20 protein-coding genes, 1 tRNA gene and 1 pseudogene are annotated in these 17,806 nt (G+C 70.4%); 12 read left to right on the forward strand and 10 right to left on the reverse strand.

What is annotated here, in order from left to right; all coding sequences use genetic code 11:
- Positions 1 to 137: 137 nt before the first annotated feature.
- On the reverse strand, positions 138 to 875 hold the full coding sequence (locus DFJ66_RS45010) for a single-stranded DNA-binding protein (protein ID WP_170199453.1): 738 nt from the start codon (positions 873 to 875) through the stop codon (positions 138 to 140).
- Positions 876 to 1,083: 208 nt separating this feature from the next.
- Here DFJ66_RS45010 and DFJ66_RS16775 point away from each other — a divergent pair, with 208 nt between their 5' ends.
- Genes DFJ66_RS16775 through DFJ66_RS16785 form a run of 3 tightly spaced genes read left to right on the forward strand, consistent with a single transcriptional unit; the run spans position 1,084 to position 3,428 of the window.
- Positions 1,084 to 1,692 (forward strand): TetR/AcrR family transcriptional regulator, encoded by a 609-nt coding sequence (locus tag DFJ66_RS16775; protein WP_121222345.1) that lies wholly within the window; start codon positions 1,084 to 1,086, stop codon positions 1,690 to 1,692.
- The gene (locus tag DFJ66_RS16780) at positions 1,689 to 2,618 is read left to right on the forward strand and encodes an ATP-binding cassette domain-containing protein (protein WP_121222346.1); all 930 of its coding nucleotides are present in this window, start codon (positions 1,689 to 1,691) and stop codon (positions 2,616 to 2,618) included. Before DFJ66_RS16775 ends, DFJ66_RS16780 begins: the two co-directional genes overlap by 4 nt.
- A gap of 9 nt (positions 2,619 to 2,627) precedes the next feature.
- Positions 2,628 to 3,428: an ABC transporter permease gene (locus tag DFJ66_RS16785; protein WP_121222347.1), complete on the forward strand. Its 801-nt coding sequence runs from the start codon at positions 2,628 to 2,630 to the stop codon at positions 3,426 to 3,428.
- On the opposite strand, the gene DFJ66_RS16790 is transcribed toward DFJ66_RS16785, so the two are convergent.
- On the reverse strand, positions 3,425 to 4,399 hold the full coding sequence (locus tag DFJ66_RS16790; RefSeq protein ID WP_121222348.1) for a saccharopine dehydrogenase NADP-binding domain-containing protein: 975 nt from the start codon (positions 4,397 to 4,399) through the stop codon (positions 3,425 to 3,427). The two genes, DFJ66_RS16785 and DFJ66_RS16790, sit on opposite strands and share 4 nt — an antisense overlap.
- 81 nt (positions 4,400 to 4,480) lie before the next feature.
- On the opposite strand from DFJ66_RS16790, the gene DFJ66_RS16795 reads away from it, so the two are divergent.
- Positions 4,481 to 5,299, forward strand: coding sequence for an AraC family transcriptional regulator (locus tag DFJ66_RS16795; RefSeq protein WP_121222349.1), 819 nt, complete (start codon positions 4,481 to 4,483; stop codon positions 5,297 to 5,299).
- Here the strand turns inward: DFJ66_RS16795 and DFJ66_RS16800 are convergent.
- Positions 5,260 to 7,209, reverse strand: coding sequence for a bifunctional copper resistance protein CopD/cytochrome c oxidase assembly protein (locus DFJ66_RS16800; protein WP_246029784.1), 1,950 nt, complete (start codon positions 7,207 to 7,209; stop codon positions 5,260 to 5,262). The two genes, DFJ66_RS16795 and DFJ66_RS16800, sit on opposite strands and share 40 nt — an antisense overlap.
- 80 nt (positions 7,210 to 7,289) lie before the next feature.
- On the opposite strand from DFJ66_RS16800, the gene DFJ66_RS16805 reads away from it, so the two are divergent.
- Positions 7,290 to 7,859: a DUF3558 family protein gene (locus DFJ66_RS16805; RefSeq protein WP_170199454.1), complete on the forward strand. Its 570-nt coding sequence runs from the start codon at positions 7,290 to 7,292 to the stop codon at positions 7,857 to 7,859.
- On the opposite strand, the gene DFJ66_RS16810 is transcribed toward DFJ66_RS16805, so the two are convergent.
- A complete protein-coding gene (locus DFJ66_RS16810; RefSeq protein WP_246029785.1) occupies positions 7,825 to 9,006 on the reverse strand; it encodes an MFS transporter in 1,182 nt (393 codons plus the stop codon). The genes DFJ66_RS16805 and DFJ66_RS16810 overlap by 35 nt on opposite strands.
- 62 nt (positions 9,007 to 9,068) lie before the next feature.
- Between DFJ66_RS16810 and DFJ66_RS16815 the strand changes: the two genes are divergently transcribed.
- Positions 9,069 to 10,124 (forward strand): LacI family DNA-binding transcriptional regulator, encoded by a 1,056-nt coding sequence (locus tag DFJ66_RS16815; protein WP_121222351.1) that lies wholly within the window; start codon positions 9,069 to 9,071, stop codon positions 10,122 to 10,124.
- Between the two features lie 123 nt (positions 10,125 to 10,247).
- Positions 10,248 to 10,320 (forward strand) — tRNA-Arg (locus DFJ66_RS16820).
- Positions 10,321 to 10,388: 68 nt separating this feature from the next.
- On the opposite strand, the gene DFJ66_RS16825 is transcribed toward DFJ66_RS16820, so the two are convergent.
- Positions 10,389 to 10,703 carry a tyrosine-type recombinase/integrase gene (locus tag DFJ66_RS16825; protein ID WP_246029786.1) on the reverse strand — a complete coding sequence of 105 codons (315 nt, stop codon included), beginning with the start codon at positions 10,701 to 10,703 and terminating at the stop codon, positions 10,389 to 10,391.
- Positions 10,704 to 10,938: 235 nt separating this feature from the next.
- On the opposite strand from DFJ66_RS16825, the gene DFJ66_RS44275 reads away from it, so the two are divergent.
- Together DFJ66_RS44275 and DFJ66_RS16835 are read left to right on the forward strand one after the other, a co-directional pair.
- Positions 10,939 to 11,106 carry a UTRA domain-containing protein gene (locus tag DFJ66_RS44275; RefSeq protein WP_246029787.1) on the forward strand — a complete coding sequence of 56 codons (168 nt, stop codon included), beginning with the start codon at positions 10,939 to 10,941 and terminating at the stop codon, positions 11,104 to 11,106.
- An 86-nt stretch (positions 11,107 to 11,192) separates the two neighbouring features.
- Positions 11,193 to 11,786, forward strand: a complete 594-nt coding sequence (locus tag DFJ66_RS16835; protein WP_121231294.1) for a YdcF family protein — start codon at positions 11,193 to 11,195, stop codon at positions 11,784 to 11,786.
- 191 nt (positions 11,787 to 11,977) lie between these two features.
- Here the strand turns inward: DFJ66_RS16835 and DFJ66_RS16840 are convergent, their stop codons facing one another.
- From DFJ66_RS16840 to DFJ66_RS16845, 3 genes are all read right to left on the reverse strand, one after another.
- Positions 11,978 to 12,421, reverse strand: a complete 444-nt coding sequence (locus DFJ66_RS16840; protein WP_121222353.1) for a DUF6941 family protein — start codon at positions 12,419 to 12,421, stop codon at positions 11,978 to 11,980.
- A complete protein-coding gene (locus DFJ66_RS42785) occupies positions 12,421 to 12,576 on the reverse strand; it encodes a hypothetical protein (protein WP_170199456.1) in 156 nt (51 codons plus the stop codon). Before DFJ66_RS42785 ends, DFJ66_RS16840 begins: the two co-directional genes overlap by 1 nt.
- 616 nt (positions 12,577 to 13,192) lie before the next feature.
- A complete protein-coding gene (locus DFJ66_RS16845) occupies positions 13,193 to 13,579 on the reverse strand; it encodes an SCO4402 family protein (RefSeq protein ID WP_121222354.1) in 387 nt (128 codons plus the stop codon).
- 78 nt (positions 13,580 to 13,657) lie between these two features.
- Between DFJ66_RS16845 and DFJ66_RS45300 the strand changes: the two are divergent.
- The 3 genes and pseudogenes from DFJ66_RS45300 to DFJ66_RS16855 form a co-directional block, all read left to right on the forward strand.
- A pseudogene (locus tag DFJ66_RS45300) lies at positions 13,658 to 13,849 on the forward strand (MerR family transcriptional regulator); the annotation flags it as partial.
- Positions 13,850 to 14,020 carry a hypothetical protein gene (locus DFJ66_RS45305; protein ID WP_342777031.1) on the forward strand — a complete coding sequence of 57 codons (171 nt, stop codon included), beginning with the start codon at positions 13,850 to 13,852 and terminating at the stop codon, positions 14,018 to 14,020.
- A gap of 36 nt (positions 14,021 to 14,056) precedes the next feature.
- Positions 14,057 to 15,019 (forward strand): zinc-binding dehydrogenase, encoded by a 963-nt coding sequence (locus DFJ66_RS16855; protein ID WP_121222356.1) that lies wholly within the window; start codon positions 14,057 to 14,059, stop codon positions 15,017 to 15,019.
- Positions 15,020 to 15,070: 51 nt separating this feature from the next.
- Here the strand turns inward: DFJ66_RS16855 and DFJ66_RS16860 are convergent, their stop codons facing one another.
- Positions 15,071 to 16,369 carry a cytochrome P450 gene (locus tag DFJ66_RS16860; RefSeq protein ID WP_121222357.1) on the reverse strand — a complete coding sequence of 433 codons (1,299 nt, stop codon included), beginning with the start codon at positions 16,367 to 16,369 and terminating at the stop codon, positions 15,071 to 15,073.
- Positions 16,366 to 17,805 carry an amidase gene (locus DFJ66_RS16865; protein ID WP_121222358.1) on the reverse strand — a complete coding sequence of 480 codons (1,440 nt, stop codon included), beginning with the start codon at positions 17,803 to 17,805 and terminating at the stop codon, positions 16,366 to 16,368. The genes DFJ66_RS16860 and DFJ66_RS16865 overlap by 4 nt, the downstream gene beginning before the upstream one ends.
- Position 17,806: the final 1 nt, after the last annotated feature.

Here is a 17,806-nt window from a genome sequence, read left to right on the forward strand (position 1 = left end):
GGCGTTCATGCCCCGAACGGCTCAGGCCACGACTTCGGTTGCGCCGCGCCGCTGCCGAGCGTCACCGCGCACCGGGCGTCGACTGCTCCACACGCGGCCTTTTCGCGGGCGTTGTCCACCTACTGGGACACCGGGGCTCAGAACGGCACCTTGTCCACCTCCCCGAGTTCCAGGCCCAGGTCGCGGGTGGGAGGTGTGAGGGCGGCGGGACGTGTGGGAGCGGCGGACGGGGTGGGGGATGAGGCGGCGGGCGGGGTGGGGGTGGCGCGGGGTTTGCGGCGAGTGGGGGCGGTCTCCCCTTCCTTGCGCGGTGCGGCGATGGCGGGCTTCGGCGGGTCGGGTGTGGTGGCGGCGGGCTCGGCCGGGCCGGGAGCGGCGGGGTCGGGAGCGGCGGGGTCGGGGGCGGTGGCGGCGGGGTCGGGTGTGGTGGCGGCGGGGTCGGGTGTGGTGGCGGCGGGCTTGGGTGGGTTGGGGGCGGGCTTGTGGCCGGCGGGTGGGGGTGGTGAGGTGTCGGGTGGTCTGGTGATCGCGACTCTGCAGCTCGTCAGGTCGGGGCCCACGGCGTAGGCCTCGATGTCGATGAACTGGCGGTACTTGCCGCTGTCGGGCAACTCCTTGATCGTCAGCTTGCCCGCCACGAACACCGGGTCGCGGTTGGCCAGTGACGCCTTGACGTTGTCCGCCAGGTTCCGCCAGCACGTGACCGACAGGAACATGTGGCCGCCCTCGATCCACGCCTCCCGATCGACGTCCCACCAGCGCTCACGCGTCAGCATGCGGAAGTTGGCGCGGCTGTAGCCGGTGCCGACCACCGTGCGGGTCACCTCGCTGGCCACCACGCCGGTGATCGTGACGCGGGTCTCGTTGTAGGCCATGACTTCCTCCTCAGGTTGATCACGGGTTGATCTCCGTGCGTCCAGGTTCCGCAGGTCGGGGCGGGAGCGAAAGCACGAGTTCGCGATCTGTGGACAACTCGGGGCCTGTGGACAACTCACCGCCACGAGCAGCTGCCTAGCACCAGAGCGCGAATGAGTGAGTCCTCACTCGTTGACATGAGTGAGGACTCACTCATACAGTGGTCCCATGCCCGAGGACACGACGCAGAAGCGGAAGCGCGCCCCCGCGATGAGCCCCGAGGACCGGCGAGAGGCGATCGTCGCGGCCACGTTGCCGCTGCTGTTCGACCACGGCGCGAACGTCACGACCAGCCAGATCGCCAAGGCCGCGGGCATCGCGGAGGGCACGGTCTTCCGGGCGTTCAAGGACAAGCAGGAACTGATCGCCACCTGCGTGAAGTCGGTCCTCGCCGTGGACGCCGAGCTGGAGCTGCTGGAGGACGCCCGTCAGGCCGAGACCCTCGCCGACCGGCTCTCCTGGGCGATCAGCGCGGTCTCCGGCTACCTCGACCGGATGTGGAAGCTGATGAGCGTCCTGCGCGACTCCGGCTACCGCCCCGACCACGAGAAGCAGCAGGGACCGCCGGTGGAGATGCAGCGCATCTCCGAGGGCGTGGCGCGGCTGTTCGGCCCGGACGCCGAGCACCTGCGCGTGGACCCCGAACTCGCGGCCCGCCTCCTGCTCGGCCTCGTGTTCACCAACCGCATGCAAGGCGCGGGGTTCGGCGACTCGGCCGCCGACACCGACCAGCTCGTCGAACTTTTCCTGCACGGAGCACTGAAGGGGGACAGGTGAACGACCTGATGATCGAGGCGACGGACGTCGGCAAGGCGTTCGGCGCGCACAAGGCACTGGACGGGGTGAGCGTCGCCGTCCCGAAGGGCACCGTCCTGGGCCTGCTCGGCCACAACGGCGCCGGCAAGACAACCCTGGTCAACGTCCTGACCACCATGCTCCCGCCGGACGCGGGCACCGCGAAGGTGGCCGGGTTCGACGTGGTCCGCCAGGCCCACCAGGTCCGCAGCCGGATCGGGCTCACCGGCCAGTTCGCCTCGGTGGACGAAGGCCTGTCCGGCCTGGACAACCTGGTCCTCATCGCCCGCCTGCTGGGCGCGTCGACCAAGGAGGCCCGCAAGCGCGCCACCGAGCTGCTGGAGCTGTTCGACCTCACCGACGCGGCCAAGCGCCCCTCCCGCACCTACTCGGGCGGCATGCGGCGCCGGCTGGACCTGGCGGCGAGCCTCGTCGGCCACCCCGAGGTGATCTTCCTGGACGAGCCGACCACCGGCCTGGACCCGGCCAGCCGCCTGGGGCTGTGGGAGATCGTGGAACGCCTGGTCACCGACGGCACGACCGTCCTGCTGACCACGCAGTACCTGGACGAGGCCGACCGCCTGGCCGACCGGATCACCGTGCTGGCCCAGGGCAAGGTCGTCGCCGCGGGCACCAGCGCCGAGCTGAAGGCCCAGGTCGGCCAGCGCACGGTCACCGTCACGCTCGCCGACGTCTCGGACGTGCCCAAGGCGCAGGAAGCCCTGGAACGCGCCGGGATGCAGCCGGTGCCCGCGCTCAACACGCTCACCGCCCCCGTGACGTCGTCCCGCGAGCTGGCCGTGGTGGTCCGCGCGCTGGACGAGGTGGGTCTGGAGGCCACCGAACTGGCCCTGGGCGAACCCACCCTCGACGACGTCTACCTGACCCTCGCCGCGCACGCCGCATAGGAGCGACCCATGACCACCCTCACGGCCACGCGCTGGCGTGGCACGGACTTCGGCACCCAGGTGCTGGTGCTGACCCAGCGGTCGCTGCGCACGCTGGTCAGCGACCCGCGGATGATCGTGTTCAGCGTCTTGCAGCCGCTGGTCATGCTGACGCTGTTCAGCCAGATCTTCGCCAGCATCGCGAACACGCCCGGCTTCCCGTCCGGCGTCGCCTACATCGACTTCCTGATGCCCGCGATCCTGGTGAACACCGCGATGCAGGCGGCGCTCCAGGCAGGCGTCGGCCTGGTCACCGACATGAAGAACGGCGTGCTGGCCCGGTTCCGGTCGCTGCCGATCCGGATGGGCTCGGTACTGGTCGCCCGCAGCCTGTCCGACCTGGTCCGCACGGGCGCGCAACTGGTGCTGATGCTGCTGTTCGCGGTGACCATCTTCGGCTTCTCCCCCGCCGGCGGTGTGCTGGGCGTGCTGGCCGCGCTGGGGTTGTCGCTGGCCGTGGGCTGGGGGCTGGGCTGGGTGTTCCTGGCCATCGCGACCTGGCTGCGCAACGCCGAGTTGATGCAGACCGTGGGCTTCCTGGCGATGTTCCCGCTGATGTTCGCGTCCAGCGCGTACGTGCCGGTGTCGGGCCTGCCCGGCTGGTTGCAGGCGGTGGCGAACGTCAACCCGCTGACCCACGCCGTGGACGCGGCCCGCGCGCTGGCCCTGGCGCACCCGGTGACCGGTGTGGTGGGTGCGCTGGTGACCAGCGCGGCGCTCGCGGTCGTCGGCTGGGCGTTCGCGGTGCGGGGCTTCCGCAAGCCGCTCTAGGAGATCGACCAGGTGACGTCCAGGGTGTCCAGGACGTCCACGGGGTCGAACGCCTGGGCCGGGGCGAGCACGCCGGGTTTGGCCGCACCCGCGGCCAGCCTGCGCGCCGCCTCGGCCAGTGCGGCGGCCGCGGTGCCGTAGGTGTCCTGCCCGGTGACGACACCCCGCAGCCGCTGGTCGCCGGTCACGTCCGCGACCAGCACGAAACCGCCGTCGGGGCCCGGGTTCTCGGGCAGGCTCTCCACGACCTCGGGCGTCACGGCGGCGAACAGCGCCACCACGTCCGCCTCCCCGACCGCCTCGACGTGCCCGGCGGTGACGTGCCGGGGGATGGTGGCGATCTCCGGCAGGGCGAACTTCGCGACCGGGGACGGCTCGTCGCCACCCGGGAAGAGCAGGGACGACGTCCGGACCGGGGCGTCGGTGAACCGGCCGCCGGTGTGCACGAGCCCGCCGGTGCGGAACAGGTCGAGGTTCGCCAGCCCGGTCCGACCACTCCCCCGGGACAGCGCTGTGGGGCCGGTGAACCGGTGTGCCAGCACGATCTCGTCGATCCGTTCCAGGCGTCCGGCGACCACCGACACCAGCAGGTCCACCGGGAACCCGCCGTCGTTGACCATCGGCACCACCGTCACGCCGGCGTCCCGTGCCGCCTCGTCGTAGCGGTCGAAAATCCGGCCGATGTAGCTCTGTTCGCCCGCCAGGTCGGCGTAGTGCGTGCCCGCCGCGATGGCCGCCCGCACCACCGCCTCCCCGTGCAGCTCGAACGGCGCCACGCAGTTCACCACCACGTCGCAGCCGCGCAGGACGTCGACCAACCGGTCCGGCTCGTCCAGCCCCACCACCTCGAACGACCCCAGCCCGCGCAGGCGTTCGGCGTTGCGGCCCAGCAGCAGCACGTCCTCCCCGCGCAGTCGGTCCACCACGAGCTTCCCGGTGTGGCCACTGGCCCCGTACACAGCGATCGTCATGCCATGAACGCTAGGAACACCGGCCCGGCGGCCCCATGTCCGAAGATCCGCCGGTCATGTCCGTTCGTCTAGCCTGAGATCGTGGACGTGCTCAGCGACGTCATCGACGCGGTCCGCACCGGCCGTGCGCACTCCGGCCGCACTGTCAAAGACGGCCCGTGGGCCACCCATGTGCCGCACTACACGGCCGCCGGGTTCCATGTGGTGATCAAGGGTTCGTGCGAACTGCGGACAGCCGAGGAACGCATCACCCTGCACGCGGGTGACGTGGTGTGCGCGCCGCGCGGAGCGTCCTACGACCTGTCGGGCACAGGTCCGGCCTTGCTGCTGTGCGGCGCCTACCTGCTCGACCGCCCGCACCCGCTGCTCGCCGACCTGCCGACCTTCGTCCACGTGACCGCGCGGGGTCGGCTGGCCGCCGCCATCGACCTGTTGCGCGCCGAGCTCGACCAGCCCGGCACGGGCACCGACGCGGCCGTGAAAGCCCTGGTGGACATGCTTCTGCTGTACGTGCTGCGGACGTGGTTCGAGGACCACCCGTCCCCCGTGCTGCACGACACGGCCATCACCAAGGCCCTGCACGCCATCCACCACCGCCCCCAGGCGCCGTGGACGGTCGAGTCCCTGGGCGGTGAGGCCGGGTTGTCGCGGGCGGCGTTCGCCAAGCGGTTCACCGACGTGGTCGGCCAGCCGCCGTTGGCCTACCTGACGTGGTGGCGCATGGCGACCGCCGCGAAGCTCTTGAGGGAGACCGACGCACCCTTGGGCGCACTAGCGGCACGCACCGGGTACACGTCCGAGTTCGCGTTCTCCAAGGCGTTCAAACGGGCACACGGTGTCGCACCGGGCGAGTACCGGCGTCACTCCCGTTCGGACAGCTTGCGCAGCATCGCGTTGTAGGCGGCGAGGTCCGCGTCGCCATCGGCGTCGGCCTTGCGGTCGGCACGCCGCGCGTCCCGGTCGTCCGAGCGCGCCCACTGCACCAGCAGGGCGACCATGACCACGATCAGGGGAACTTCGCCCGCCGCCCACGCGATGCCGCCGCCCAGCCGCTGGTCCTCCAACTGCGAGGTCACCCACGGCAGCGCCAGCCCGCGGTAGAAGTTCTCGCCGATCACGGTCTGCGAGCTCATCAGCACGATGCCGAAGAACGCGTGGAACGGGATGGACGCGAACAGCAGGCCCAGCCGGCCCAGCGGGGGCAGCCGCTTCGGCGCCGGGTCGATGCCGATCACCGGCCAGTAGAAGACGTACCCGACCAGGATGAAGTGCAGGTTCATCAGCAGGTGCGCCCAGTGGAAGTCCAGCGCCCAGTCGAACAGGCCGGAGAAGTACAGGCCGTAGAACGACCCGACGAACAACGCCAGCGCCACGAACGGGTTGGTCAGCACCCGGGCGACCGGGGAGTGCACCAGCGCCAGGACCCACTCGCGCGGACCGGGCGGGTTGCCCTTGCCCGCCACCGGCAGGGCACGCAGCGCCAGCGTCACCGGACCGCCCAGGACCAGCAGGATCGGGGCGAGCATGGAGAGCAGCATGTGGCTCTCCATGTGGACGCTGAACATCGCCGGCGAGTACCGGCCGATGCCCGACGAGGTGGCCAGCAGCACGGTCAGGCAGCCCGCGACCCACGCGATCGTGCGACCCACCGGCCACGCGTCACCGCGCTTGCGCAGCCTCCGCACGCCCAGCAGGTACAGCACGGCCAGCGCGATCGCGCCCGCGCCGAAGATCAGGTCGAACCGCCAGTCGAACAGCAACCGGGTGAACGTGGGCGCGCCCGCGAGGTCGTAGCCGATGCGGATCTCGACCGTGCTGGGGAACACGCGGCCCTCCGGCGGCGGAGGCGTCCGGCTCAGCGCGCCCGCCAGCCCCAGGGTCAGGAACATGAGCAGGATCTCGACGCCCGCCAGCTTGAGCAACGAGCGGCCCGAGCCGTTCTGGACTTCCTTGACGCTCTTCGTGCGGTGCAGGTAGCCGAAGACGCCCAGGACGATCAGCGCGGCCACCTTGCCCAGCACCAGCAGCCCGTACTCGCTGGTGAACAGCACGCTCCAGGGCAGCCGCACCTTGGCGTTGATCACACCGGACGCGGCCATGATCAGCCAGCACACCAGCGCGAGCTTGGAGAACCGGGACGCCGCCAACCCGAGGTGGTCACCGCCGCGCCGGCCGTGCGCGAGCAGCGCGATGAGCCCGCCGACCCACAGCGCCGCCGCGACCAGGTGGTAGAGCAGGCTGTTCGTGGCCACGTCGTGCGCGCCGCCGCCGGAGGAGTGCCCGGTCACCGCCACGGGCATCAGGGCGAACACGGACAGCAGGAACAGCGCGACCGTCCAACCCCACGACAGCACCAGCCGGCAGCCCAGCGCGAGCACCGCCACCACGACCGCGGTGATCATCCACGCCTTGGCCTGCTCCATGAACCCGGCCAGCTGGAACAGCACGGACGGCTCGATCACGGCGCTCACCGGCTGGCCCAGGGCGTCGGCGATGGTGAACGGCACGGACGCCACCGCGCCGACCGTCCACAGCAGGGCCGTCCAGGCCGCCGTGCGCAGCGCCGCGTAGCCGTCCGCGGCCAGGTTGCCGTTCTCCTGGGGCGGGACGAGGAACGCGGCCAGCAGCAGCGAGCCGATCGTCACGGCCGCCGCCGACTCGGTGAGCACCCGCACCACCAGCAGGCCGACCCGGTCCGCGCCGGTCAGCGTCGCCAGGCCCGCCGCGACCAGCGCGGCTATGGCCGTGCCGACGACCAGCAGGGGGATCAGACCGGTGCGCTGCGTTCGGGTGGGCGCGTCGATGGGCACGTGGTCGAGCGTAGGCGTCGCGGTGGCGCGACCACCAACCGCCGGACGTGCGGCGATCACACCGGCTACCGTTGCCTGTCGTGACCAGCACCCGCACGTTGCTCCTGGTGGCCCTGTCCGTGCTCCTCCTCTCGGGGTGCAGCTACACCATCAACGGCGACGCGCTGCCCGAGGCCGGTTTCACACCGCCGTCCACGACGTCGACCACCGCGTCCGGGTCTGCCGGTGGTCCGCCGAAGATCGCCAAGCAGCGGTCGGTGGCCGGCGTGGACCCGTGCAAGCTGCTCACCGGCGACGACGTCAAGCCGCTCGGCGGGCTGACCAGGGAGCCGTCGCGCAAGGACGACGTGATCCCGGAGTCGTGCCAGTTCCCCGTGGCGGACGGGACCGTCGTGACCGCGCTGTACAAGAAGTACGAAGAGGTGCAGGGCCGGCAGCCCAAGGGTCACGAGGTCGTGGTGGACGGCAACTCGTCGTGGGTGCTGTGCGAGCGGGACGGCAGTTCGACCGTGTGCACGACCGCGACGGCGGTCAATTCGACGCGGACCATCCTGGTCGCCATGTCGCTCAAGGGCGGCAACGAGGAGCAGATGGTCGCGGTCGTGCAGCCGATGGTCAAGGCCGCCGTGAACCGGCTGCCAGCGGCGTGAGCTCCCTGGTCCGGGCGCTGCGCGCGGCCAGGACCGTGGGCACGATCAGGGCGATGATCAGCGCCACGCAGCCGAGCGCCACGCTCAGGTCACTGGCCTGTGCGATGCCGCCGACCAGCGGCGGACCGGCCAGGAAGCCCGTGTAGGCGACGGTCGTCACCAGGCCGATCTCGCGTTCCCCGCCGGTGCCGTCGGAGCGCTTGCCCGCGTCGCCGGCGAGGTCCATCACGACCGGGAAGCAGAACGCGAGACCCAGGCCGACCAGCGCGAACCCGGCGTACCCGACGGCGGTCACGGGCACGGTGACGGCCAGCGCGAGCCCGGTCGCGGCGACGATCGCACCGCCCGCCAGCAGCCGGTACGGGCCGAGGCGGCGCTGGGCGGGTTCGCCGCCCAGTCGGGCGAGGGCCATCGCCACGGAGAACCCGGCGTAGGCGGCAGCGGCGGCGGCCTCGTCGGTGTGGCGTTCCTGCACGAAGAACAGGGCGGACCAGTCGGAGGCGGCCCCCTCGGCGATGGCGGAGAACAGGGTGATGCCCGCCAGCAGCCAGAGCACCGGGCGGCGCAGGACGGGTCGGCGGTCCTGGCCGGCCTCGGCGGTCTCGCCGGTCGCGCCGGGGACGTACCGGATCAGCGCGGCCATCGCGATCGCGCCGATGACGGCGGCGGTGATCAGGTGCCGGGTCAGGCCCCAGCCGGCACTCGCGGCGGCGGCGGCGCCCAGCGAGCCGACCAGTCCGCCGATGCTGAAGCCGGCGTGGAACTGGGGCATCAGGGGCCGGTCGAGCGCGCGGGTGACGGCGACCGCGGCGACGTTCATGCCGACGTCGAGGGTCGCGCCCGAGGCGCCCAGGACGAACAGGTTCAGGCCCAGGTGGAGCGGGGTGTCGGCGAGGGTGAGGGCGGGCACGCCCAGGACCGTGACGGACACGCCGAGGACGACCAGCTTGCGTGCGCCGAGCCGGGCGCAGGCACGGGCGGCGAAGGGCGCGGTGAGGGCGAGGCCGATGCTGGCGCCGAGGAGGGCCAGGCCCAGGGTGCCCTCGGTCGCGCCGACCTGGGCCGCGAGCGCGGGCATCCGGGCAGCCCAGGACAGGAAGAGGGCGCCGTTGAACAGGAAGACGGCGAAGACGGCTGCACGGGACACGTGTTCGAGTGTGGCTGAAGCGCTTCAGAACGTCCAATCGATTACCCGGTTAACCTCATCACGTGGACCGTCCCCGGAAGCCGACGCTCGACACCGTCGCCAGTGCGGTGGGGGTGTCCCGCGCGACGGTCTCCAACGCCTACAACCGGCCGGACCAGCTGTCCGCGGCGTTGCGCGAGCGGATCCTGGAGACGGCGGCGTCCATCGGGTACGCCGGCCCCGACCCGGTGGCCCGCAGCCTGGCGACCCGGCACAGCGCGGCCGTCGGGTTCATGCTCGGCCAGCAGCTGTCGGCGGCGTTCTCCGACCCGGCGGTGTCGATCGTGCTCGACGGCCTAGCCTCGACCGTGGACGGCCACGACCACTGCCTGGTCCTGATGCCCGGCAACGAAACCGGCGGCCCACGCCCTTCGACGGTCGCCCGCGCCGCTGCGGATGTCGTGGTCGCCTACTCGCTGCCCGACAACGCGCCCGCCCTGGACGCCGTCCGCACCCGCGGCCTGCCCCTGGTTGTCATCGACCAGCCCGTGCTGCCGGACACCGCACGCGTAGAGGTGGACGACGAGGGCGGCGCCCGCATGGCTGCCGCACACCTGCGTTCCCTCGGCCACACCCGCTTCGGCGTCATCACCTTCGGCTTGAACCCGGACGGCTTCACCGGCATCGCGCCGGCTTCTCGCGTTTCGTCGGCCGTCTTCCGCGTGTCCCGTGACCGCCTGGCCGGCTTCCTGTCGGTGACGGGCCCCGACACCCCGGTCTTCGAGGTCCCCGGCAGCCGCCGAGACCTGGGCCGAACCGCCGCCCACGGACTGCTCAAGCTGTCCCCCCGCCCCACCGCCCTGCTGTGCGCTTCGGACGAACTGGCCTTCGGCGCCCTTCAAGCCGCAGGGGAGCTGCGCCTGACCGTGCCCGACGACGTGTCGGTGGTCGGCTTCGACGACGTCCCGTACGCCCAGTACTCCGACCCACCGTTGACTACTGTGCGTCAACTCCTGACGGAGAAGGGTCGGCGAGCCGGCGAACTGGCCCTGCGCCTCCTGGACGGAGGGAGACCAGGAGAGCCGTCCAGACTGCCGGTCACGCTCGTGGAGCGCGACTCGACAGCCCCACCGGAGTGATCCACCTCACTTTTAGGCCGTCTTGATCACTCTTCTGGTGCCTGGACGAAACGGTCCGCGCCTTCCGGACGATGTGTCCGGTGGGGCAGCTACCCTGCTACAGCGCGTGGTCGCTGCCCTCAAGCCTCCGTAGCTCAGTGGAGAGAGCGAGGGACTTCTAATCCCGAGGTCGCAGGTTCGAATCCTGCCGGGGGCGCTTGGGTGCCGGTAGTACCGCTGGGTGCCGATCTCCACCAAGATCGGCCCAGCTCTTATCTAGTGGTTTCAGTCGGTCGGCCGCAGACCTTCCAGGGCTCGCGCCGCCGCCTCACCGAACAGTCCACGGTTCATGTAGACGTCCTGGGTCATGCTCAGCTGGGCGTGGCCGAGGTAGTCCGCAACCTGCCGTGGCTTGAGACCGGCCTCGTCGAGCACCGTGGCCACCAGGTGCCGGAAGGCGTGCGGGTGCAGGCCCTCCCACTCCGTGCCCTTGAGCACGGTCCGCAGGTTCTTCCGGGTGTTGTCCGGGGCGCGCAGCGAGCCCGAGGATGACGGGAACACCCACGTGCTCGTGGCCTGTGCCCGCCGCTTGCGGAGCACGTCCACTGACGCTGAGATCGCCGCCGAAGTTGGCCTTGAGCCCGGCGTTCTGGTCAACGAATGGGCGAAGTTGATGCTACGCGACGACGCACACCCTCACGAGCTACTCCCTGCACGTCGAGGGCACACCGATCGTGGACCCTCAGCCGGGGTCGGCAACCTTGGGCGGCGGGTTCGCAGTGCTGACCTTGCAAGGGTTGGAGCCGGACCACGTGACGGAGAGCTCTATGCCCGGATGCCGACGCCCGAGAAGATCGAGAAACTGGCGTTGCCCGCGGGTGAGCCGGTGATGATCCTCAAGCGGAGGACCTTCACGAAGGACCATGTGCCGATCGAGTTTGCGTACGGCGTCCACGCAGCGAGGCGCTTCGAGTGGTCCTACAGCTTCCCGTTGCCCGACTGACGGCCGAGAAAGGCTGCTCCGTGCCCTCCACCGTGATCCCGAACGAGTACCACGCCGACGCCCTCACGTTGTGGGAGTACCACGACATGAAGCAGCAGGTGCGACCTGCTGATTTGGCGATTGGCTTGGGGAGCCATGACATCGGCGTAGCTGTGCGCGCCGTCGAGCTGTACCAGGCGGGGACGATCCCGCGACTTGTCTTCACCGGCGCGAACGCTCCGACGACCGTCAAGCGGTTCCCTCGCGGGGAAGCCGTCCACTACCGCGAATACGCGATCGAACACGGCGTTCCGGACGAAGCGATCCTCATCGAGACCGAGGCGACCAACACCGCCGAGAACTTCACCCTCACCCGCAAGCTGTTGGAACAACGCGGCGACAGGGTTCACACGGCGGTGTTGATCTCACGTCCGTACCAGGAGCGTCGCGCCTATGCCACCTGCCGAAAGCTGTGGCCCGAACTGGACATCGTGTGCACGTCTCACCGGCCACCGCTGGACGAGTACGTGGCGGGAATCGGTGATGCCGAGTTCGTGGTCAGCATGATGGTCGGCGACACGCAGCGCATGATCGTCTTCGCCGAGGCTGGGTACGCCATCCCTCAGGAGGTGCCCGCCGAAGTCCAAGCCGCCTACGAGCGCCTGGTGAACGCGGGCTACACGAGCCGCCTCATCCGCTGACCGGCCGGGGCGTCGCTGGCGCGTCCGTGATTAGAGTTTCTTTTCTTCATCAAGGCGGCCCCTACCGGGGCCGCTCGTGCCGCTGCGCCCAGGCCGCCCGGCAAGGGCGTGGGACCCGCCTCTGGCACCCACGCCCGCCGGCGGCCGGAGGCACGCGCATCCCCGGCAGCCGCCGCAGAGTCACAACGTGGCTACGCCACCCGAGGGGACGCCTGCTGTTCGACCACCAGGAAGCCCCTACGCCAGTTCGCCCTCTCTTCTCCGTCGACCTCGACGCGCCACTCGTACCTTCCCGGCCTCACGGGCGTCCCCGGAGGGAGGTTGAAAGCGAGTGGCATCGTCAGCGACGTTCCCGGCGGAAGTCCAGGCGGCCGCCCTGCCTCGAACTGCGCTTCGACCTCGATAGGTTGTTCACCCATCGGCGTCAGTTGATGAACCGGGTTTCCATCAGCATCAACCAGACGCACCTTTGCCACGAACACGTGATTGGTCTCGTTCCAAGGAATGTCGAAGAGAATGATCACGGCATGAGGTGGCAGTGGTGTTCTCGTAGCAGTCCATCCGAGGCCAAGCGCGTGCACCTTGTTGTCGGGTGATACCTGGGCAGAGTCACCAAGCAAGATCGTTAGGTCCATCAGCGGACACCCTTCCGAACGACGACGGGGGTAGCCACCCGGACCTTGACCTTGTGGCTCGCGGCCGAGATCAGTCCGTTGACGTTCGCCGCGTTGACCACTGGGCCCGAAAGCTTGATCTTCGATTCTGCCGACCCCAAGGCTTCGTTACTCATGAACGATCCTCCTACGAACGCCGCGTTGCGACAAAGTGGTGTAGACGCCATCGCTTGCGACGACTGGGCGTTAGCCATCGCGGCATCCGCGCGCCGCTTCTCACCCAGAAGGATTAGCATGGGGCAACCGCTCAAGCAGGTGCCGTCACCCACGGGGACGACAGGGGCGCGCAGTGTGTCCGGTCGCCCCTCCAACCTCAAGGGTGCTTCGCATCGCTTCGCGACGGTCTTCGGCCGCCCTTGACCTTGGAGCCTCTGCGACCTGAGTGGCAGGAGAGGGGCAGGCGGGGCCTGCCACGGGTTCGCGCGCCCCTCTCGTCCCCTCCCAGCGTGGTCAAGATCAAAACCAAGACTTACCCAGCTCAAACGATGGCGAACGACCGTGAACCGCCGTCCATGATGGTCGTTCGAGGTTCGGGAAACGCCTGGTCATGACGGGCGCTGGCGGGTACCGGCAGGTGACGGGAGAAGTGGATCTCTAATACCGAGGTCGCAGGTTCGAATCCTGCCCGGGGGCGCTCTGGTGCTGGTCACGCCGCTGGTGGCCGATCTGGTTCAAGATCGGCCCACCCCAAGCCGCATGGTCGACCATCTTGAGGTTCGTGCAGCTCTCGCTCTAGGCCGCATCCCGGTTTCTACCCAGGGCGGCCAGGGCGCGGCGGGCTGCTGCGACCACTGGGGCCCACACCTCCGAGTGGATGAGGTCGGCGTCGCTCCTCGGCTGCGTTGAGATCGCGCGGTCGAGGGCGTCGCGGAAGTTCTCGATCGTCTTCGCTTCCTCCTCGGCGAGCAGGAACCACCCGAGGTGGGCGGGTGGGTCGTCCAGCACGGCGTAGTCGTCGAAGAAGTTCAGGGCGTCGTCCAGGGTGGTGTACTCGGCGGCGGCTGCCGGTGGCTGTGTCCAGTTCTCCTCCTGCCACGCCTGGTCGCCGAGTTTGGCCAGCCAGGCGGCCAGCTCGTCACGAATCCACGGGGCCTCTAGGTCTTCAGCTTTGCGGGGCACTTCGGGAAGTCCGTTCTCTGATCCGGCGAGGCGCTCGTTCGCCCTGGGGGCGGGGTGCGGCGCGGGTTAGCTTGAGGTGTGCGGATTGGGGAGGTTGCTCGGCTTGCCGGGGTCAGTGTGCGGGCGGTGCGGTACTACGAGGAGGAGGGGTTGGTTCGGCCTGGGCGGGGGGCCAATGGGTATCGGAGGTTTGACGAGCGGGATGTCGAGGTGGTTCGGCAGGTTCGGGGGTTGATCGAGTGCGGGTTGCCCACTCGGATCATTCGGGAGGTGTTGCCGTATCTGGACTCGCCTGACGCGTTGCTGCCCGAGGTGCCGTGTGAGTACATGATCGAGCAGGTCGAGCGGCAGCGGGAGGTGTTGGAGCGGCGGATTTCTTGCTTGGAGCGGAATCGGGACGCGTTGGACGCCTACCTGGCGGCTGCTCGGCAGTCGGCTTGACCCCCACGCTTGCGGCAGGGTTTTAGCGTGCCGGGCATGGGTGTTGAGACGAGCATGCGGGCGTTGCGGCAGGGGTCGTTCGGGGGGCCGGGGGACCTGGCGTTGGTCGAGGTGCCGGTTCCGGTGGCGGGGTACGGGGAGGTCCTGGTTCGGGTTGAGGCGGCCGGGGTCAACTTCGCCGATGTGATGCAGACTCGGGGGACGTACGACGGCGGGCCGGTTCCGCCCTATGTGGCCGGGTTCGAGGCTGCCGGGGTCGTGGTGGAGGTGGGCGAGTCCGTTGACCCTGGGCTGGTGGGGACGCGGGTGGTGGGGGCCGGGAGTGGGGCGTTTGCCGAGTTCGTCGTGATGGCGGCGAACGGGGTGGCGCTGGTGCCTGAGGGGTGGCGGGCCGAGCAAGGCCTGGGGATGGTGTTGAACTGGGCTACCGCGTTGGCGGCCCTCAAGCCGTTGGGGCGGCTGCGGAGCGGTGAGACGGTCCTGGTGCAGGCTGCCGCAGGTGGGGTGGGGCAAGCCGCGGTTCGGATGGCCAAGCACTACGGGGCCACGGTGATCGGGGCGGCCTCGGCGGCCAAGCACGACGTGGTGCGGGCGTTGGGCGCGGACCGGGTGGTCGAGTACGGCGAGGTCGGCGGGGTGCGAGGCGTCGATCTGGTGTTGGAGTCTGTCGGGGGCGAGGGGTTCGAGGGGAGTTTGGCTGCTGCTCGCAGGGTTACCGGGCGGGTGGTGGTGTTCGGGGCGGCAGCAGGGGTGGCGTCGGTGAGCAACTGGGAGTTGGTGTTCAAGCACCAGGTGCAGGTGATGGGGCTGCACATCGGGTCGATGGCGCGGGAGGCACCTGAGGTGTACGCCGACGTGCTGCGGGAGTTGGACGTGTTGCGCCGGGAAGGCGTGTACGTGCCTGGGGAGCCCACCGTGTACGACCTGGCTGAAGGGCCGGCGGTGTTGGCGGCCCTGGAGGCTGGGCGGACGGTGGGGAAGTTGGCGTTGAGGCCGTGAAAAGGTGGTGGCCCCGGGACGGGGGTTCCCGGGGCCACTCGGCGAGAAGGCTTACGCGGGCTGGAGCGCGTTGGCTGTCGCGGTGGCCAGGACCGGGCCGTTCGGGCGCAGGGTCAGCAGGGGCCTGACGGACAAGGGCTGCGACGTCGTGTCGAAGCGGTAGGAGCGCAGGAGGGTCTTGAGGAGGATCGTGGACTCCATCAAGGCGAACTGCATGCCGATGCACGCTCTTGCGCCGCCGCCGAAGGGGATGTACGCGTAGCGGTGAGTCGGGGGGCCGCTCAAGAAGCGGGTGGGGTCGAAGGTGGTGGGGTTCGGCCAGAATTCGGGGTGGCGGTGGGTTACCCACGGGGAGATCAGGATTTGCGAGCCCGCCTTGACCCGGTAGCCGGCGATCGTGGTGTCCACCAAGGTAATGCGCTCGGTGCTGTGTGCCGGCGGGTAGAGGCGCATGCCCTCTTGGATGGTTGCTCGGACGAGGGTGTCGTCCGCGGCGTGGGCGATGTCGGACTGGATGTCGGGGCGGCGGCCCAGTTCGTGCAGGGTGAAGGTCAGGGCGCCGGCTGTGGTTTCGTGGCCCGCCAGGAGGAAGCCCAGGACCTCGTCACGGATCTCCTGTTCCGACAGGCCGATACCGGTGTCGGCGTCACGGGCGGCGCGCAGGCGGGTCAGGAGGTCGTCGGCGTCTGGGCGTGAGGGCATGGCCAGGACGCGGTCCGCGATGGCGAACAAGCGGCGGCGGATGTCACGCAGGGTCCTGTTGCGTGGGGTGGGGAGCGACAGGGGCAGGGTGAACAGTTGCAGGCGGCGCGCTGTCGAGGTTTCGCCCAACTGCTGGACCAGGTCTTGGAGCTCTTCCACGATGTCGTCGATGACGTCGCCGAACAGGGCGCGGCCGACCACGCGGAGGGTGTAGCGCTGCATCAGGTCGTGCAGGTCCACCGTGCCGGAGCGGAGGGACGGGTCGTTGACGACCTTGGACGCCTCCTCCGCCATCAGTGCTGTGTAGCCCATGACACGGCGGTGCGTGAACAGTTGCTGCACGAGCTTGCGGTGGCGCTTCCAGGTTTCGCCGTCCAGCGTCAGCAGGCCGTCGCCGATGCTCTCCCGGATCACCTTGAACCCGGCCGTGTCCCGGCCGAACACCGCGGGATCGGTCATCGCGCGGGCCACGTCGTCGGGGTGGAACGCCCCGTACACCGTGCGGCCCGCCCACGACGGCCCGAACCGGTACGCCACCAGGTCACCGTGCTCGGCGAACGTCCGCTCCAGCGTGCCCAGCAGGTCGGCGACGAACGCGGGCACCACGCCCAGCAGCGGGTGGCCGACCGGCCCCGGGACGGCGTTCATCGGTTCCTCCTGAAGTCCGCGTGGAACGGCTCGACGTCCACGGGCGGTTCCGGCAGCACGGCGGTGAGGGCGCTGACCTTCGACCACGTCATCGCGATCTGGTCCAGGTCGGCGTCCCCGACCGGCAGCCCCAGCTCGCCGAACGCGTCGGCCAGCCACTTGCGGGCGCCGGGGTCGACGGTGTCGGCGGGGGCCTCGGGGGCGGCGACGGGAGCCCACTCCCCGGTCGGGAACACCGGGAGAGCACGGGAGTGCCAGTCGGTGCGCCGCTGGTAGACGTCGGCGATCGCGGCCAGTTCGAAGTCCTGGCCGGGCGCGGCGGCCAGTTGCAGCGACAGCGGCATCCCGGCCGCGTCGAAGCCCATCGGCAGCGCCATCGCCGGGAACCCGACCGCGCTCCACACGCTGGGCAGCCACGAGATCGTCTGGAGGCCGGCGGCGTCGTCGTAGCGCGGGGCACCGGCGGGCCAGGTCGGGGTGGCGATCACGTCCACCTCGGCGAACCGGGACCGCAGAGCGTCGGCACCCCACCGGCGCACGCGCTGCGCCCGCAGGTACGTCTCGGCGCTCAGCACGCCGCCCAGTGCCACGTTCCACCGGAACGGCCGCCCGTAGTCGGTCCACCGCGACCGCAGGTGCGTCCCGTGCACCTCGAACGCCTCCACCAGCAGCGTCACCAGCTGCGCCGCGACCAGCGGGAAACCCTCGTTGACCGGCACGTCCACGACCGAAGCGCCTGCCGCGCGCAGCTCGTCCAGCGCGGCCTCGAACGCGGCGGCGGTGTCGTCGGTCAGCGCGGCGGCGTACTTGACCAGGTCGAACGGCACGCCGACGCGCACGCCCGCCAGGTCGTCCAGCGCGGTCCGGGACACCTCGTACGGCCGGTCGGCCATCACGGCCAGCAGCCGGGCGCACTCGCGGGCGGTGCGGGCCAACGGGCCGGCGGTCTCCATCGACCGCGTCAACGGTCGGATGCCCTGGGCGGGCAGCAGACCCTGGGTCGGCTTCAGCCCGGTCACCCCGCACAGCGCGGCCGGGATGCGGATGCTGCCGTTGCTGTCGGTGCCGATGCCGGCGTCGAACAGCCCGGCGGGGATGCCGTTGGCGCTGCCGCAGCTCGACCCGCCGGTCCACCGGTTCGGGTCCCACGGGTTGCGCGGCACGGGGAACGCGGCGGCCGGGTCGGGCCGGGACAGCGCGTGCTCGGCCATGCTCGTCTTGCCCACGATGGACGCGCCGGCGGCCCGCAGCCGCGCGATGATCGGCGCGTCCCGGTCCTCCCACCACACCGGGTCGTGGACGGCGCTCTGCGCGGTGCTCGGCGCGCCCGCCACGGCGATGATGTCCTTGACGCCCACGCGCACCCCGCTCAGCGGACCGTCCACATCGGACGCGGCCTCGGGGAAGCGGTGGAGGAAAGTGCCCAACGAGTCCATG

This window comes from Saccharothrix variisporea, assembly GCF_003634995.1.
Classification (GTDB): Bacteria; Actinomycetota; Actinomycetes; order Mycobacteriales; family Pseudonocardiaceae; genus Actinosynnema; species Actinosynnema variisporeum.